This is a genomic window from Clostridium tyrobutyricum (genome assembly GCF_019144085.1).
In the GTDB taxonomy this organism is placed as follows: Bacteria; Bacillota; Clostridia; order Clostridiales; family Clostridiaceae; genus Clostridium_B; species Clostridium_B tyrobutyricum_A.
On sequence record NZ_JAHHUY010000007.1, the window covers coordinates 73,868 to 92,532 of the forward strand.

Here is an 18,665-nt window from a genome sequence, read left to right on the forward strand (position 1 = left end):
CTTTTTTAAAAGCACCTTCATAATATATTAATAAGCACTATTAGGAGGAGCAGCTGTGTTTTTAACAAATTGCTTATTGGATATTATTAACAACATGTTATTTATGACTGCTTATGTTACAAATAACAATTCATTTCCACAACCTCTAAATAATGAGGAGGAAAAGCACTATTTAACAAAATTAAAAGAAGGGGATCTGTTAGCCAAAACTATCTTAGTTGAGAGAAATTTAAGATTAGTGGCTCACATTGTAAAAAAATATTCTTATCCGGGAAAGGATATAGATGATTTAATTTCTATAGGAACAGTAGGTTTAATAAAAGCAATAGATTCATTTGATCAATCCAAAGGTACCAGACTTGCAACTTATGCAGCAAAGTGTATTGAGAATGAGATACTTATGCTAATAAGAAACAATAAGAAAATAAAAAGTGAAGTATATCTTCAAGACCCTATAGGTATTGATAAAGAAGGAAATGAAATATCACTTATGGATGTTCTTGGAAGTGATGAGGATTCAATAGTTGAAATTGTAGACCATAAGATACAGGTAAGAAAATTATACTCAAAAATAAATACATGTCTTACAACTCGTGAAAAGTGTGTAGTAGAGATGAGATATGGACTTTCTGAAAGCAAGCCTAGGACTCAAAGAGAGATAGCAAAGTTACTTGGAATATCACGATCCTATGTATCAAGAATTGAAAAGAAAGCACTAAAAAAATTATATAAGGAGTTAAATTACGGTAAGAAGGGAAGTTAATATTCTTAAGATTAAAAAAATATATAAAAATTTTTCAATATCATACGAATAATAATAGTGAAATGTATTAATAATGTATGATTAGCTGAAATATATTTGTATATGGCTGAAAGGGGAAATAAAGTGGATTTACTGAAAGATTTGTTAAAAATCACTGTTGAAAAAAAAGCATCAGATTTACATTTAACTGTTGGTATACCACCAGTTATAAGAGTAAATGGAAAGTTGAATAGAGTAACAAATGAAAAATTAAAATCTGAAGACACAGAAAAATTTGCAAAGGAGATACTTGAAGACAATTATGACAATTATATTAAACATGGAGAATGTGATAGCTCATTTTCAGTATCTGGCATAGGAAGATTCAGGGTTAATGTATTTAAGCAAAGGGGAAGTACTGCAATTGCAATAAGAGTAGTAGGATTGAAAATACCAACTTTAAATGAGCTTAATTTTCCAAAAGTATTAAAAGAACTTACATCATACAATAGAGGATTAGTTTTGGTAACAGGACCAACTGGATGTGGTAAAAGTACTACACTAGCCGCAATGATAAATGAAATTAATTCAACTAGATCAGCACATATAATAACTCTAGAAGATCCAATAGAGTATTTGCATAAACACAATAAATCTATTATAAATCAAAGAGAAATAGGTAAAGATACATTTAGTTATTCTAGTGCATTAAGAGCTGTTCTTAGAGAGGATCCCGATATAATTTTAGTGGGAGAAATGAGAGATTTAGATACAATATCTATTGCTTTAACAGCAGCTGAAACTGGACATTTAGTATTTTCTACATTACATACTATAGGTGCGGCAAAAACAATAGATAGAGTTATAGATGTATTCCCTCCTTATCAACAGCAGCAAGTAAAAATACAACTAGCTGCTGTTATACAGGGAATAATATCTCAGCAGCTTATAACTAGTGCAGATGGTCAAGAAAGAATTCCAGCCTTTGAAATAATGATATCAACTCCTGCTATAAAAAATATGATAAGGGAAGGTAAAACACATCAAATTGAATCATCTATGCAAACAGGAAGAAAATACGGTATGAAAACTATGGATATATGTCTGTCAGAATTATATAAAAAAGGTTTGATATCTTCCGAGGCAGCACTTGGATATGCAGTTGATAAGGAAATGTTAAAAAGAATGCTATAAAATAACCCCTTAAATGTTTGCCAATTATTAAAATTTATATTATAGTAATTAATGAACATTTATGATAAAATAACAGTAAAGTAAGGGGGATTAGAGTGAACATCTTTAAGGAAATAATTCATAATGCCTCTCGTATTTTAACTTATGGCGTTTACATAATATCATTATATTATTTATGTATATCTTTTTTTGGATTGTGGAAAAAGAAGGATGATAAAGAAGTTAAAGCAAAATTTAGTTTTGCACTTATTGTAGCTGCTCATAATGAGGAAATCGTAATTGATGGTATTGTAGAAAGCTTAAAGGCGCTTGATTATCCAAAAGAATTATATGATATTTTTGTAGTTGCTGATAATTGTACGGATAAAACCGCAGAAAAGGCAAGAGAAAAAGGTGCCATTGTATATGAGAGATTTAATAAAGATAAAAAAGGTAAAGGATATGCCTTGGAATGGATGTTTAATAAATTATTTAAAATGAAAAAAAAATATTCCTCAGTTGCTATATTTGATGCAGATAATTTAGTCCATAAAGATTTTCTAAAAGAAATGAATAAAAAATTATGTGCAGGATATAAAGTTGTACAGGGTTATTTGGATAGTAAGAATCCTCAAGATACCTGGATTACAGGTAGTTATTCTATTGCATTTTGGACTAATAATAGAATGTTTCAACTTGCCAAGAGTAATTTGGGACTATCTACCCAACTTGGAGGAACAGGATTTTGTATAGAGACAAATATGTTAAAAAAACTAGGGTGGGGAGCTACTTGTCTTACAGAGGATCTGGAATTTACCTGTAAGCTTATACTTCATGGTTATAAAATAGGATGGGCACATAAGGCTATAGTATATGATGAAAAACCCCTTACATTAAGACAATCATGGAGACAGAGAAAAAGATGGATGCAGGGATTTACTGATGTAGCAAGCAGATATTTCTTTAAGCTATTGAAAAAGAGCGTAACAAGTTTTAGTTTTATACCTTTTGATTGTGCCTTATATAGTATTCAACCTATAGTTACAGTTTTGATAGGTATATCAGCTATAAGTGGATTAGTACAACATTTTATGGTTACGTATAATATAATATCGAATTTTAATACTGTAGTGTATTCTATAAATATAAGTCTATTTACTATTTTAACTATAGTTGCTTCTATATTTCAATATGCATATACTCCTTTTGTATTAATTTTGGAAAAAAAATTAAGCCTTAAAATATTCTTATATTATATAATATATCCATTGTATGTGTTATCTTGGTTTCCAATTTCAATTCAGGGTATTTTGAATAAAAACAACAAGGAATGGAGTCATACAGTACATACTAGAAGTGTGAAAATGAAGGATCTTAAAAAAGCTAATTAGGATTCAAGCGGATTTTAGGAAAAGGTCTTAACCTTTTCCTTTTACTATATATTGAATAATGTACTTTGATTATATTTTAGATTTTATCAAAATATGATAAAATAATAAGAGGAAATTACAATTCTTTGTTGAATATATATGTTTGATGGTTCTCTTACAGGGGGTAAATATTTGATGAGCGATTATATAATAGGAATAGACATTGGATCATTTAATATATGTGCGGCTGCCGGCAAATTAGATAAATACGGTAAAATGCAAATAATGGGAATTACATCTTCTGAGTGTAACGGAGTGAAAAAGGGAGTAGTAGTAGATATAGATAGTACTTCTGAGTCCATAAAAAAGTGTATATATGAATTAGAAAGAATGATAGATATAAAAATACAGGGAGCCTATATTGCACTTCCAGGTGGGTTAAGTGAACTTATGCAAAGTAAAGGCATAGTTGCTGTATCATCAGAGGATGGAGAAGTAAAGGAAAATGATGTTAAAAGAGTCTTAAAAGCAGCAAAAATTATTACAATTCCAAGTGACAAAGAGGTAATAGGGGTAATAGCACAGCAATATATAATTGATGGTTATGATAAGATAAAAGATCCTATAGGTATGAGTGGTGTTAGGCTGGAAGTTGATGCACAAGTAATTTTGGCACAATCCACTATAGTAAATAATCTTTTTAAAAGTGTAAATAAAGCAGGAATTAAAGTATTGGGATTAGTTTTTGAACCTATGGCCATATCAAAGGTTGTATTAAAAGAAGAAGAGATTCAAAGAGGAGTTATACTTGTAGATATGGGGGCAGATTCAGTAAATATTTATGATTATGAAGGAGGAAAAATAAACGATATAAATACAATAGGACTAGGAGGAAATACTATAACAAATGATATTTCCGTATGTTTAAAGGTTCCAATATCTTGTGCAGAAAAATTAAAGAAAAAGTATGGGACTGTTGGATATTTTAATAAAGACAAGTCATCGAAAATAGAAGTCAGCAGTGGATATAATGGTAAAACTCATATAGACTATAATATTCTTGTTGAAGTGGTAGAAGCAAGGGTAGAAGAACTGCTGCTTATGATAAATAACAAGTTGAAATTTCTTAAAAATTATGAAAGCATATCAGAAATAGTTATAGTTGGTGGTGGAATATCTCAAATAAAAGGTATAGAAGAATTTAGTAGAAAAATATTAGAGAAACCAGTTAGAATTGGTAGTCCCAATTATATAGGAGCATCTAGTCCAATATATGCTGTAGTTGCAGGTATTGTTGAAGATGCAGCTAGTTCAATGAAAGTTAAACATGAAAATAAGATTAATGAAAATAATAACAAGAAAAGTTACGAAAATTGGACAGAAGCAAGTACTAAGGAAAAAGAAAATTATGAAAATAGTGGGTTTGTATCAAAAATAAAAGAATTTTTTACAGACTTTTTCTAATAGGGAGGGTATTATTGTGCTAGATTTTGATGTTGATGTTCAACAATTTGCTCAAATAAAAGTAATAGGTTGTGGAGGCGGTGGAAACAACGCTGTAAACAGGATGATAACAGAGGGGCTGAAGAATGTAGAATTTATAGCCATAAATACAGACAAACAGGCGTTAATGCTTTCACAAGCTTCTCAGAAAATACAGATAGGAGAAAAACTTACTAAGGGCCTTGGAGCTGGGGCAAATCCTGAAATAGGACAAAAGGCTGCAGATGAGAGCAAGGATGAAATATCCCAGGCTATAAAAGGAGCAGATATGGTTTTTATAACTGCAGGTATGGGAGGAGGAACCGGTACTGGAGCTGCTCCTGTAATTGCTGAAACAGCTAAATCTATGGGCATACTTACGGTAGGGGTAGTTACAAAACCGTTTCCTTTTGAAGGAAGAAAAAGGATGATACATGCCGAAGAAGGAATAAATAATTTAAAGGATAGAGTAGATACTTTAGTTACTATTCCAAATGAAAGATTATTGTCTATAGTTGATAAAAAAACTACATTAATGGAGTCATTTAAATATGCAGATGACGTATTGAAACAAGGTGTTCAAGGTATATCAGATCTTATAACTATTCCTGGACTTGTAAACTTGGATTTTGCGGATGTTAGGACAATCATGATAGATAAAGGACTTGCCCACATGGGTGTAGGAAGGGGAAATGGAGATAATAGAGCTCAAGATGCTGCTAAGCAGGCCATATCTAGTCCTCTTCTTGAAACGTCAATAGTGGGTGCTACAGGAGTGCTTTTAAACATAACAGGTGGTGCCGATCTAGGATTGCTTGAAATAAATGAGGCTGCAGAGATTGTACAAGATGCTGCAGATCCAGATGCTAATATTATATTTGGTGCAGTTATAGATGAAGACATAAAGGATGAAATAAGAATTACAGTGATAGCTACAGGATTTGAAGAAGATAAAATCAAATCAAAAGCCAATGATAATTTAAAACAGGATTTAAATAGAAATAAATTTGATAATAGATTAGAAAATGATCATATTAACAGTAAAAACGAGGCTGCTGCCACATCTGAATATAGAGATCTTGATAATGAAGATCTTGAAATACCAGCATTTCTGAGAAGACAGAGAAAATAACAAAAAGCATGTATAGTGTAATAAACTATACATGCTTTTTTATTTGCCCATTTCTTATATACCTTTCGCATAAATTTAAATACTATGGCATATTATAGAAAATAAAAATATTGTACATGATTATAAAATGACAAAATTTTGAAGATAATAAGTATATAATAAGAATAAATATTGGAAAAAGATATAGAGGAGATGGTTTATATTGATTGTATTTCTTGATGTCTTAATTTTTATAAATATGTTGGTAAATTTTTTCCTGATGTATATAACAGCTAAAACTCTTAGAGTAAAAACTAAATTAAGATACATGTTCTTATCATCTTTTTTAGGTGCAGTTTATGTTATAACAGTAATTTATCCACGTTTTGCAATGTTTTCTAATCTGTTTTTCAAAATATTGATGGCATTTATATTAATATTAATAACATTTAGAAGTAAGAAAATTATTTTTAACTTGAAGGCTTTTTGCATATTTATAATGTATTCTATGCTTTTAGCTGGAATATGTATGTTCATCCAGTACAATACTGGTACATATAATTTATACGATTTTTCTTATAAATGGCTCTTAAGCTCTATTATGATTGTGTATATATTAATTGATAGATTAGTTATATACATAAGGGATAGAAAAACGCTGACTACTTTGATTTTTAATATTGATATCATATTGAACAATGGTAGTAAAAAAGTGAAAGCGTTTTTAGATACAGGAAATGAATTAAAAGAACCAGCTACTAATCTTCCAGTAATAATAGTTGAAAAATCAGTATTTTATAATACTAATATTGAAAATTATGATAAATTCTATATACCATACAGAGTTGTGAATGGAAAGCGGGGCAAATTAACGGGATTTAGACCAAAAGCAGTTAAAATAGATTTAGGAAGAAATACGGAGATAAGGGAAGTTATAATTGCATTTTGTGAGGACAAGCTAAGCGAATTCAGTGATTATCATGCATTATTACCTAGAGGAGTAATTTAGTAATAACTATTTGACAAAAAATAAGTTTAGACATTAGATATAGAATTAAAAACCATGATTAATTGGAGGAAAATTATGATTAAGCTAACTGTATTATTAAACAGATGCATGTTAAAATTTAAAATTTTTGTAAAAAATTTATACTACATAGGGGGAAGCGAAGTACTTCCTCCACCACTTAGTAAAGAGGAAGAACAGGATTTGGTCCTTAAATTGGTATCAGGGGATGAAAAAGTAAGATCTACATTAATTGAAAGAAATTTAAGACTAGTTGTTTATATAGCAAGGAAATTTGAAAATACTGGAATCAATGTAGAAGATTTGATATCGGTAGGCACCATAGGATTAATAAAAGCAGTAAATACTTTTGATCCTAACAAAAAAATTAAATTGGCAACATATGCATCTAGATGTATAGAAAATGAAATATTGATGTATTTAAGAAGAAACAACAAAGTAAAATCTGAAATATCTTTTTATGAGCCATTAAATGTAGATTGGGATGGAAATGAATTGTTACTGTCTGATATACTTGGCACAGATAATGATATAGTTTATGATTTAATAGAAGATGAAGTAGACAAGCAATTGCTAGTTATGGCAATGCAAAAATTAAATGAAAGAGAAAAGAAAATAGTTAATCTGAGATTTGGATTAAATGGATATACTGAAAGAACTCAAAAACAAGTAGCAGATATGCTTGGTATATCTCAGTCATATATATCCAGATTGGAAAAGAGAATAATAAAAAGATTAAAAAAAGAAATAAATAAAATGTTATGAGCATGTCTTTAGTATAAAATATAGCATCTTAGTAAATAATTAAAATGCTATATATTCTAAAGGGGCTGATTGCATGATAATTAACAAGGTTGAAATTTGTGGCGTAAATACTTCAAAACTGCCAGTTCTAAAGGAAAAAGAAATGAAGGAGCTTCTTATTAAGACTAGAAATGGAGATCTTAAGGCTAGAGAAAAATTTATAAAGGGAAATTTAAGACTTATCTTAAGTGTAATACAGAGATTTAACAATAGAGGTGAAAATGCAGATGATCTATTTCAGGTCGGATGTGTTGGTCTTATAAAGGCGATAGATAATTTTGATTTAAGTCAAAATGTAAAATTTTCTACTTATGCAGTTCCTATGATAATAGGTGAAATAAGAAGATATCTAAGGGATAACAATTCAATAAGAGTAAGTAGATCACTTAGAGATATAGCTTATAAGGCACTTCAAGCTAGAGATAAACTTATAAAGGAGAATAATAAAGAACCTACCATATCACAAATATCCAAGGAATTGAATATGCCAAGGGAAGAAGTAGTATTTGCCCTTGATGCAATTCAAGATCCAGTATCATTATTCGAACCCATATATAGAGATGGAGGAGATGCCATCTATGTTATGGATCAAATAAGTGATACTAAAAATGTTGATGAAAATTGGCTTGAGGATATATCTATAAAAGAGGCAATGAAGAAGTTAAATGATAGGGAAAAACTTATATTGAATTTGCGTTTCTTCGATGGTAGAACCCAGATGGAAGTTGCAGATGAAATAGGAATATCTCAAGCTCAAGTATCCAGATTGGAAAAGACGGCATTGAGGCATATGAAAAAATATATATAATATATTTATAGTGTAAGTAATATTAATGGGGGTTACATATAATATGGAGAATAATGAAAATAATATGGAAGAAGAGAATGTTTCATTATATTCATTGGCAAGTTTAATGGCTATGGAGATTATAGACATAAATACAGGAGCAAAGTTAGGATTTATAAAAGACTTAAAGATAGATTGTGATGAAAATAGAATTATTTCTATAATACTGCCTTCACAGACATCTAAAATTAGTTTGTTTGGAAAAAGTGAAGACATAGAGATACCTTGGGAAAATGTAAACAAGATAGGTATAGATGTACTTCTTGTAGATGGAAAAGATATTGTAAATAATTAAAGAATGAGCACAAGGATAGTATTATTATTTTCCTTGTGCTCATTCTTTTTAATATATAAAAAATATAAGAGCTCTTTAATTTGCTATATGATGAAATTAATAAGAAAAAAGTGTATAATGTATATAATTATAAAAGAAGGACGTGAAGAGAAGTGAAATGCCCTTATTGTGGTTATACAGATAGTAAAGTTATTGACTCAAGATCTACTGAGGATAGTAGAGCTATTAGAAGAAGAAGAGAATGCCTCGGTTGTAAAAAGAGATATACCACATATGAAAAAATTGAAGACTTGCCTATATTAGTTATAAAGAAAAATATGGATAGGGAATACTTTGACAGAAATAAAATATTAAATGGTCTTATAAAAGCATGTCAGAAAAGACCTGTTTCCAGAAAACAACTTGAGGGTATAGCAGACGACATTGAGAAAAAGATAAATAACAAGATGATAACGGAAATAAGTTCCACAGATATTGGAGAATTGATTATGAGAAGTCTTAAGGAAATAGATGAGGTGTCATATGTAAGATTTGCATCTGTATATAGGCAATTTAAGGATATAAATACTTTTATGGAGGAGATAAGGAAGCTTATTTCAAAAGAATAAGATATATCTAGGTGGATTTTTAATCATAATTTAACATAAACTAAATAATTTCTTGATGATTATTATGTATAATAAAAGTAATCCATTTTTATAATTAAAAAATAAGTATTGACAACTACTAGCTGCGGTTGTTGATACTTATTTTTTCCAAATTTAATGAAAATATTTTGTCTTTATTTATGTAAATTTAACATAAATACAATTCTGTTTTAATACTATAAATTTAAAATAGAATATGTAAGATAAATTAGGACCATATATTCAAATCAAAAGGGGAAATAAAAATGAATAACAAATTAGCTACATGTAAAATAATAACTAATTTAAAAAATTTCAATATATTAATTGATTTCTTTATTGAAAATATACCGTCCGAAATTGAAAAGTATAACTATATTAAGATAATTAGTTCTTTTATTACTAATAATATACTTAGTTTTGATATTACATATTCCTGTTCAGATAAAATTATAAAAAATATATTTGAAAATGTATTTAAAAATGTAATGAAACGAATAATATATAATTCACCAGAATTTACAATTGAAATTCAAAATATTAGTTAGATAAAACATATAGTATCATTTTGTCTAATTAATATTTTGAATTTTTAACTATATAAAATTAGAACACAGTTAAATTTATAAAATAATTAGATATATAAAAGATAAGCATTTAATAGTCTCTCAAGTGCTTATTTTTTAATTGAGGCAGAAATGTATTTGTTAATATATGTATTAAACAGAATTATACTGGAATTATTAAATATATTTAACAAGTAATTATTACTGTCTTAATATTAAAAATGTATATTCTTATTAAAAAGACAGTTGGTGTAAAATGAATCTAAAATATAAGTATGAACTAGAAAAGATATTAGATAATGAAAGTATTGACACTGTATTTCAACCTATTGTATCGCTTGAAAATGGATCAGTTATAGGTTATGAAGCTTTAAGTAGAGGTCCGGAAGATTCACCTTTGCATTTACCAGAGGATCTTTTCTCAACTGCAGAAGAATGTGATAGGATATGGGAACTTGAATTATTATGTAGAGTAAAAGCTATTGAAAGGGCAAAGATGATAGATAAAGATAAATTACTTTTTATAAATGTAGATCCTAAAATATTTAAAGATGAAAGATTTAGAAAGGGATTTACTAAGGAGTTCTTAAAAAAACATAATATGTCTCCAAATTTAATTATCTTTGAAATTACAGAGAAGACAGCTATAGAAGATTATCATAGTTTTAAAATAGCTTTAAATAATTATGTCAATCAAGGATATAAAATTGCAATCGATGATATGGGTACAGGATATTCGGGACTTAGGACACTAATGGAGACAAAACCACACTACATTAAAATAGATATATCGTTTATAAGTGGAATAGATAAAGATGAATTTAAACAAGAGCTTGTAAAGAATTTTGTATCATTAGCACATTTTACAAATATGAAGATTATTGCAGAGGGAATTGAAAACGAAAAAGAGCTTCTAAAATTAATAAATCTTGGAGTTTCAGCAGGTCAGGGATATTTACTTCAGAGACCATACAAAAAATTTCTTGATATATCTGAAGATATAAAGAAAAAAATAATTAAGTATAATAATATAAGGCAAAATCAACTCAAATCTGAAACAAGCTATATAGGTAATATTGTACAAAAAAATCCAACATTTCCTTTAACAGCATCTAACAAACAAGTAAAAAAATTTTTCGAATTTTCAAGTGTTACAGGTGTATGCATTGTAAAGGATAATTATCCAGAAGGTTTAATTATGCAGCATAATCTTGATTATATACTTGCTACTCAATATGGTAATTCAGTTTTTTTAAAACGTCCTGTATCATTGATTATGGATTCATCTCCATTAATAGTCGATTACTATAATACTATAAGTAATGTATCTAAAATTGCAATGTCAAGGGACTCTAAAAGAATATATGACTATGTTATAGTTACAAAAAAAAATAAATATTGCGGAATTGTGACTATTAAAAACTTGCTTGAGTATACTGTAAAATTTGAAAAAAATAATGCAAAAAATCTTAATCCTCTGACAGGACTTCCTGGAAATAAAATTATAAATAAAACCCTTAATAATATTTTGAATTGTGACAGTAACTTTTTTTTGATTTACGCTGATTTAAATAATTTTAAAGTATACAATGATACTTATGGCTTTGAAAATGGTGATAAAGTATTGAAATTTACTGCAAAACTTATACAAGAACAGATTAAATACAATTGTCCCTATAATAGTTTTATAGGGCATATAGGAGGAGATGATTTTGTGTGCATTTTTCAAATAAAAATTGAAAAATGTTATGAAATATGTAGGGAAATAATATTCCAATTTGATTTAAATGTAATTGATTTTTTTAATGAAAAAGATAAAAGTAATGGTTATATTGAATCGTTGGATCGCAAAGGTAATAAGGATATTTTTCCACTTACATCTATAGCTCTCGGATGCATGTATGGTAAATTTAATAAATTCAAGGAAATTGATGATATTGGAATATGTATGAGCAAGATTAAAAAAAAAGCAAAAGAAAATAAAAATAGTGCATATGTTGTATTTAATATCAATGATTCCAATTTTGATTTTATAGATATTGAAAATCAGTGAAAAGCCACATATTGGAGGAACTAATATGGAAAAAATCAGTAATTTTAAATTTATATATATATTTACCAAAATAAAACAATCTATAAAAATAAAAGATTTATCATTTTTACATAGTGTTTCAATAAAAATAATTGCTAAAATTAGTATATTGGTAATATTGATATGTGGAATAATAGGACTTATATCATATTATTCTTCTTATAGAGTAATGGAGCAGAATATAAATTCTTCGCTTCAGCATGAAGCTAGTGAATCATCTAAATTAATAAATGCAGTTCTTCAGCAGCATGTAAAATCTATGCTTGAAATAGCTGATAGAACAGAAATAAAATCTATGAATCCCAAAATACAGCTCCCTGTTTTAGCAGAAAGATCTGGAGAGCTAAATTATGCAAGTCTTAGTGTAATGGATTTAAAGGGATTAGCTTATATGCAAACAGGAGCAAAAACAAAAATAGATTTAGATAATAATGATTCAAAGTATCTTAAAACTGCACTAGAAGGTAAGGTGAAAATTGCTGGACCATATTTTAATGTAAATGGAGATCAGATAATAGCAATATCAGTTCCTATAAAGATCAACAATAAAGTTATTGGGGTATTGTTTTGTAATATAAGTACAAATGAGTTAAATAAACTTGTACAAAATATGAAAATTGGTGAAAGTGGATACTGTTTTATAATTGATAAGTATGGAAGTAAAGTTGCACACAAAAATTTAACTTTAGTTTTAAATAGAGATAATACTATAAAAAATGCACGACAAGATAAATCCCTTACACAACTTGCCAATTTAGAAAAAAGCATGATACTAGGTAAAAAGGGCTCAGGATATTATGAACAGAATGGAAAAGAAATGTTTTTGGCCTATTCCCCAATATCAAATATCAATTGGTATTTAGGTATTACAATGGATAAAAATGAAATATTCAATTCTGTGTATACACTTAAATACAAGATTATAGCAGCAACAATAATATTTATATTAATAGGAATTTTTATTGGAATTATTATAGCCAATCAGGTAAAAAAGCCACTTGTTAAAATTAGAAAGTATGCCCAGGCATTATCTAATTTTAATTTGGAATATAAAATGGATATAAATAGTAAAGATGAGTTTGGACAAACTGTAGATAGTTTAAATTCCGCTTTGTTAAATATAAAAAATATGATAAAGTATGTTAAAAAAGAAAGTTGTATTACTTTAGATTCAACTGAACATGTAAATCAAATGTTTATGGAGTCAGATCTTAAAATTAAAACCGTATCCAATAAATCAGAAGAGATAACTTCAAATATTCAAGCAACATTGTCATCTATTGAAGAGGTAAGATCTAGAATAATATTAGTAAAAGAAAAATCAGAAAACACTGTTAATCAGGTAAATAAAGGTTTGAAACTAGCTGATGATGTAAATAAAAAAGCTATTGATATAAGAAACAATATAGAACAATCCAAAGAAAATATCCAAAAATATTATACTACTTCTACAGAAAGATTAAAAAAGTCTTTAAAAACAATAAAGGTTGTAAATAATATCTCCAAAATGTTAAATGAAATAAAAAGTATTTCAAAAAAGACTAATATACTTGCATTGAATGCAAGTATTGAAGCTGCTAAAGCAGGTGAATATGGCAGAGGATTTATGGCAGTTGCAGAACAAGTTAAAGTACTTGGAAAACGTTCTTCAGATATGACAAATAATATAGAAAGCGATATAAAAGATATAATGATAGCTGTTGGAGATTTAGTAGATTCATCACAAAATGTATTAAATGTTATTGAAAAAAATGTAATGACTGACTATATTAAAATAATTAAAATAAGTGAGGAATATCAAAATGATGGAATGAAAATTAAATCTTATATAAAAAATTTTTATGTTCTTACTGATGATATAAATTCGTCACAGCAGCAAATTTCAAATGTAATTAACAGTATTACTGATTCTGTTGGGAAATGTACAGATGCGGCAATAAATATACTTGACAATATGAATTCAATAGAACAGAAAAATGCAGATATATCTTTAGATACTGTTGAAAATGCCAATAATGCAAAAAAACTTATTGACATAGTAGATCAATTTAAGGTTAAAAATTAAATAAAAATATGAGGACAATAGCTTAACAATAAACTATTGTCCTTTATAGTTAATTTAATGACTTTTGTTTTGAAAATCTTATAATAATTTCTGATGAGATAAATGAAACAAGTGGTACCGTAAAAATTATTGCCATACTTCCAGTTAATCCTTGAATTATTTCCAAGTTTACCATGTCCATATTGATAAGTTGATTATAACTAACATTGTAGGAATAAATTATTATAATCATGGTAAGTGATGCTCCTGCAAAAGCTAGAATCAAGGTATTTGCCATAGTACCCATCATATCTTTTCCTACATTCATTCCTGCTCTGAATAATTCTTTTTTATTCATGCTGGGATTGGACATGTATATTTCTTGTATGGAAGAAGCAATTGATATACTTAGATCCATTACAGCTCCTAAAGAGGCTATTAAAATTCCAGCAGCCAATAATTCATGTACCTTCATACCCGATACATTTGAAATCATATTCAAACTTTCCACATCAGTTAAATTGAGTCCTGATAAGTGAGTGAAATGCCCAAAGATAGCTTCAATTATACCTGCAATTATAACTCCTGATATAGTACCTAATATAGCTGACAAAGTTTTTGCACTCCAGTTATTTAATAAAAACAGTGAAACACAGCTTGTTATAATTATTATAAGAATTGCAGCTGAAATTGGAGAATATCCTTTATATAGCATAGGAATAAACAAGAATATTATGCATGCTAAAGTAAAAACGAGACCTATAACAGACCTAAACCCTTTTTTGCCACCTATTATACAAAGAGCGGCAAAGAATATAGATATGAACACATATTGTGTTGTGGCTCTATAGTAATTATATACTGTTACACTATAACTGCCTCCATTGGCTGTAGATATTTCTACTACTATTTTCATATTTGGTTTCAAATATACATTGTGTGTATCACTTAAATAATTTGTTACATTTTTGATTTCACCTTTATGCTCTCCTGTAAGAATTTTAATTTGAGATTGCTGAGTGCCAAAATGTATGTTTTTTGATTGTTTGAATTGTTTTAAATATATGTTTTTTACTGATAATACCTGTGCTTTTTCATATTTCACATAGGATTTTCCATTTTGTTTGTTGTATGTTACAGGATGACTTACATTAAAATGGTATAAAAAAATACCAAATATCAGTGCCGCTATTACAAAAATAAATATTTGAAACATTTTTGAAGATTTAATCATGATATTCCTCCGTTTTATGTTAATTTAAAAAGCTGTTCAAAAATATAATATATTTTTTAATTTTATAATAGCAATGCAAGGTAGTGATAAAGATTGTGTAAAGTTTAGGTTAAATGCAAAATGTTATTATTGTTTTACATGAATTTTACATGAACAAAACAGAAGAAATAAATAAGTGGTGATAAAATGCGTAGTGTATGGAATTAATAGATATAAGCCAAAATTATATGAGGGGGAAATTTCATGAATCAGCATCTTAAAAAATTGGTATCAAAAACAGCATCATTCATGCTGTGTTTTTTAGTCGTGTCTTCAGGTCTTATAGTTCCAATATCTGCCAAGGCAGCTGAAAATACCGAAACAAGTCAATCAGTTACATCACAAGAAATTAATCCAGATATAAAGGATATAGCCTTTGCACCTGGAGCAGACCAGTCACAGATAAACTTTGCATGGTATTCAAAGAGTACATCAGATCCACAGGTACAGATTGCATTAAAATCTGATATGACCGGAAGTACTTTCCCAGAAGACAAGGCAAAGACTTTCAATGGACAGAAATCAGAAGGAAATGATGGATACACTTCAAACAAGGTTACAGTAACAGGATTAAAGCAAGCTACAGCATATGTATATAGAGTAGGAGATGGAACTAACTGGAGTTCAGTTGACAACTACACTACACAGGATATATCCAAAGGAATCAATTTTCTATTTGCAGGAGATCCACAGATCGGTGCAAGTGGAGATATAGCTAAAGATGGAGATGGCTGGGTAGATACATTAAATAAAGCTTTAGCCAAATTCACAAATACAGATTTTATAATGTCAATAGGAGATCAGGTAAACAACGGTAAGGAATCCCAAGATGAAAGTGGAGTAGTTAAAAATGAGGGAGAATATGATCAGTTCTTCAAGCCTTCACAAATTAAAAACACACCTCTTGTAACAATTGCAGGAAACCATGAAGGATATGGACCTGGAAATAGTACGCACTTCAACTATACTAATATGTCTGATAAATACGGTATATTCAACAATAATGGCTTTGAATCAGACAAGAGTAATGGAACTACCGGAAATGACTACTACTATGTATATGGAAATACATTATTTATGATGTTAAACAGCAACGACATAAATGCAGAAGACCATAAAGCATTCATGCAGCAGGCAATAGCAGCAAATCCTAATGTAAAATGGAAGATAGTAGGAATGCATCATTCAATCTACAGTTCTGCAAATCATGAGAAAGATGATGATATAGCCCAAAGAAGACTTACACATCCAGAAGTTTTTGAGTCACTTGGAATAGATGTAGTATTGGATGGACATGACCACTGCTATACGAGAAGTAATCAGATGTTAGGTGGAAAAGCAGTTAGTGTTGAAGATTCAAAAGATGGAAAAGTTACAAATCCTCAAGGAATTCTTTATGTAACAGCAAACTCAGCAAGTGGAAGTAAATACTATGAAATAAAGGAACCTGACCAGAAAAACTACTATGAAGCTGTAAAATGGCAGGAGCATGTTCCAACATTCTCAAATGTCAGCATAGATGACAACAACTTCACAATTACAACATACAGAACTGATAATATGCAAGTTGTGGATACCTATACTATAACAAAGAAAACTTCATCAGGTGGTGGTAGCTCAAGCGGTGGTAGTAGTGGTTCAAACTCATCAATTAATGTAACTAATTCCAATAAGGATTCAGTTGTGAATGCAATAAAGAATTCAAGTGATAATGCAACTGTTACTGTAGATGTAGATAACAATAAACAGGTTGCAAAAGATATATTTGATGCAGTAAAGGGAACTGATAAAAAAGTGGTATTTACATCAAATGGAGTGCAATGGATATTTGATGGAAAAGATATGTCAGATACTACTAAAGCAGTTGATATGACAGTTGATGTTGCTAAAGTTGAAGATTCTAAGTCGCTGAATAAAACTGAAATTAAGCAGAAGACCAATAATGCAGATGTTGCCGTAGTATCTTTCGCAGATAATGGACAACTTCCTGGAAAAGCTACAGTTAAGATTAAATTGGATAGCAGCTGGCTTGAAAATAAAAATAAAAACAATATGAAAGTATATTATTATAATGAGTCAAATAAAACTATCACCAGTGTAGCGGACAATCTAAAAGTTGATTCTGATAATTATATAAGCTTTGATATAACACATAATAGTGATTATATAATATCGGATAAGGATTTGGCTTCACCTAAACAGGTAAGATTAGGTGGACAAAATAGATACGAGACTTCAGCAAAAATATCACAAAATAAATGGACTAGTGCTGATTCAGCAGTAGTGGTTTCTGGAGAAGCATTTGCTGATGCACTTAGTGCAGCACCTTTTGCAAAACAGATAAATGCACCAATATTATTAACTTCAAGCAACTCACTTGATAATAATGCATCATCAGAACTTTCAAGATTAAAAGTTAAAAACGTATATATAATTGGAGGTACTGGAGTTGTATCAAGTTCAGTAGAAAATGCTGTAAAGAAAATGAAAATAAATGTACAGAGAATATCGGGATCAGATAGATATGCTACTTCACTTGAAGTTGCTAAAAAGATAAGCAAACCTGAACAAATATTCATAGCTTCAGGACAAGGCTTTGCAGATGGGCTATCAATATCATCCTATGCAGCTTCATCGGGAAGTCCGGTACTCTTGATAAATGGAAATAAGCTAACTAATGCTACTTTGCAATATGTAAAAGACAATAGTAGTAAAATGTATGCAGTTGGTGGAACTGGAGTTGTAAGTGACAGTATAGTTAAGAGTCTGGGAGCTGAAAGAATATCAGGAGCAGACAGATATGCTACAAATCTTGCTGTATTGAATAAATTTAATGATAAATACGACTTATCAAATATTTATCTTGCATCAGGAAATGGTTTTGCAGATGCTCTCTGTGGTTCTTCTGCAGCAGGCAAGGAAAGTGCACCAATCATATTACTTAATAGAGATGGCAATTCAAATGATTTAAAAAATTATATTAAATCAGGATTAGTAAATGCCAATCAAATCTATGTTCTTGGTGGAGAAGGAGTAGTATCTCAAAATACTGTTGATAAACTTCTACAGTAAAAAATCAATTTAATAAAAGGGCATTTACCCTATAAGTAAGTATAGTAAATAAGCTGTGCTTACTTATAGGGTTTTTTATTATATTTCATATGTTAAATTTAGGTTAATAAATTTAAATTATATATATAAAGTGTAATTCAT

15 protein-coding genes are annotated in these 18,665 nt (G+C 29.0%); 14 read left to right on the forward strand and 1 reads right to left on the reverse strand.

The window, feature by feature from the left end:
- Window positions 1–55 precede the first annotated feature (55 nt).
- From sigK to KM800_RS05075, 13 genes are all read left to right on the forward strand, one after another.
- The gene (sigK, locus tag KM800_RS05015; protein ID WP_217812082.1) at window positions 56–763 is read left to right on the forward strand and encodes an RNA polymerase sporulation sigma factor SigK; all 708 of its coding nucleotides are present in this window, start codon (window positions 56–58) and stop codon (window positions 761–763) included.
- A gap of 123 nt (window positions 764–886) precedes the next feature.
- On the forward strand, window positions 887–1,936 hold the full coding sequence (locus KM800_RS05020) for a type IV pilus twitching motility protein PilT (RefSeq protein ID WP_017750702.1): 1,050 nt from the start codon (window positions 887–889) through the stop codon (window positions 1,934–1,936).
- Between the two features lie 95 nt (window positions 1,937–2,031).
- A complete protein-coding gene (locus tag KM800_RS05025; protein ID WP_217812083.1) occupies window positions 2,032–3,306 on the forward strand; it encodes a glycosyltransferase family 2 protein in 1,275 nt (424 codons plus the stop codon).
- A gap of 174 nt (window positions 3,307–3,480) precedes the next feature.
- Complete coding sequence (gene ftsA, locus KM800_RS05030; protein ID WP_217812084.1) at window positions 3,481–4,749, forward strand: cell division protein FtsA; 1,269 nt, start codon at window positions 3,481–3,483, stop codon at window positions 4,747–4,749.
- A 16-nt stretch (window positions 4,750–4,765) separates the two neighbouring features.
- Window positions 4,766–5,899: a cell division protein FtsZ gene (ftsZ, locus tag KM800_RS05035; protein ID WP_217812085.1), complete on the forward strand. Its 1,134-nt coding sequence runs from the start codon at window positions 4,766–4,768 to the stop codon at window positions 5,897–5,899.
- 202 nt (window positions 5,900–6,101) lie between these two features.
- On the forward strand, window positions 6,102–6,887 hold the full coding sequence (gene spoIIGA, locus KM800_RS05040; protein ID WP_217812086.1) for a sigma-E processing peptidase SpoIIGA: 786 nt from the start codon (window positions 6,102–6,104) through the stop codon (window positions 6,885–6,887).
- A 75-nt stretch (window positions 6,888–6,962) separates the two neighbouring features.
- A complete protein-coding gene (sigE, locus tag KM800_RS05045) occupies window positions 6,963–7,670 on the forward strand; it encodes an RNA polymerase sporulation sigma factor SigE (protein ID WP_217812087.1) in 708 nt (235 codons plus the stop codon).
- Between the two features lie 73 nt (window positions 7,671–7,743).
- Window positions 7,744–8,517, forward strand: a complete 774-nt coding sequence (gene sigG / locus KM800_RS05050) for an RNA polymerase sporulation sigma factor SigG (protein WP_017750696.1) — start codon at window positions 7,744–7,746, stop codon at window positions 8,515–8,517.
- Window positions 8,518–8,560: 43 nt separating this feature from the next.
- On the forward strand, window positions 8,561–8,851 hold the full coding sequence (locus tag KM800_RS05055) for a YlmC/YmxH family sporulation protein (RefSeq protein ID WP_254906468.1): 291 nt from the start codon (window positions 8,561–8,563) through the stop codon (window positions 8,849–8,851).
- Window positions 8,852–9,003: 152 nt separating this feature from the next.
- On the forward strand, window positions 9,004–9,459 hold the full coding sequence (nrdR, locus tag KM800_RS05060; RefSeq protein WP_217812088.1) for a transcriptional regulator NrdR: 456 nt from the start codon (window positions 9,004–9,006) through the stop codon (window positions 9,457–9,459).
- 284 nt (window positions 9,460–9,743) lie between these two features.
- A complete protein-coding gene (locus tag KM800_RS05065) occupies window positions 9,744–10,025 on the forward strand; it encodes a hypothetical protein (protein ID WP_217812089.1) in 282 nt (93 codons plus the stop codon).
- A gap of 274 nt (window positions 10,026–10,299) precedes the next feature.
- On the forward strand, window positions 10,300–12,096 hold the full coding sequence (locus tag KM800_RS05070) for a GGDEF domain-containing protein (RefSeq protein WP_217812090.1): 1,797 nt from the start codon (window positions 10,300–10,302) through the stop codon (window positions 12,094–12,096).
- Window positions 12,097–12,121: 25 nt separating this feature from the next.
- A complete protein-coding gene (locus KM800_RS05075) occupies window positions 12,122–14,200 on the forward strand; it encodes a methyl-accepting chemotaxis protein (RefSeq protein WP_217812091.1) in 2,079 nt (692 codons plus the stop codon).
- Window positions 14,201–14,249: 49 nt separating this feature from the next.
- Here KM800_RS05075 and KM800_RS05080 read toward each other — a convergent pair whose 3' ends face one another.
- Window positions 14,250–15,413, reverse strand: coding sequence for a YibE/F family protein (locus tag KM800_RS05080; protein WP_217812092.1), 1,164 nt, complete (start codon window positions 15,411–15,413; stop codon window positions 14,250–14,252).
- Window positions 15,414–15,656: 243 nt separating this feature from the next.
- On the opposite strand from KM800_RS05080, the gene KM800_RS05085 reads away from it, so the two are divergent.
- Entirely contained in the window at window positions 15,657–18,524 is a 2,868-nt protein-coding gene (locus tag KM800_RS05085) for a cell wall-binding repeat-containing protein (protein ID WP_217812093.1), read from the forward strand.
- Window positions 18,525–18,665 lie beyond the last annotated feature (141 nt).

Coding starts and splice junctions, on each gene's coding strand:
- ftsA (WP_217812084.1), top strand. CDS start 3,481: ATGAGCGATTATATAATAGGAATAGACATTGGATCATTTAATATATGT.
- sigE (WP_217812087.1), top strand. CDS start 6,963: ATGATTAAGCTAACTGTATTATTAAACAGATGCATGTTAAAATTTAAA.
- sigG (WP_017750696.1), top strand. CDS start 7,744: ATGATAATTAACAAGGTTGAAATTTGTGGCGTAAATACTTCAAAACTG.
- KM800_RS05055 (WP_254906468.1), top strand. CDS start 8,561: ATGGAGAATAATGAAAATAATATGGAAGAAGAGAATGTTTCATTATAT.
- KM800_RS05065 (WP_217812089.1), top strand. CDS start 9,744: ATGAATAACAAATTAGCTACATGTAAAATAATAACTAATTTAAAAAAT.
- KM800_RS05070 (WP_217812090.1), top strand. CDS start 10,300: ATGAATCTAAAATATAAGTATGAACTAGAAAAGATATTAGATAATGAA.
- KM800_RS05075 (WP_217812091.1), top strand. CDS start 12,122: ATGGAAAAAATCAGTAATTTTAAATTTATATATATATTTACCAAAATA.
- KM800_RS05080 (WP_217812092.1), bottom strand. CDS start 15,413: ATGATTAAATCTTCAAAAATGTTTCAAATATTTATTTTTGTAATAGCG.
- KM800_RS05085 (WP_217812093.1), top strand. CDS start 15,657: ATGAATCAGCATCTTAAAAAATTGGTATCAAAAACAGCATCATTCATG.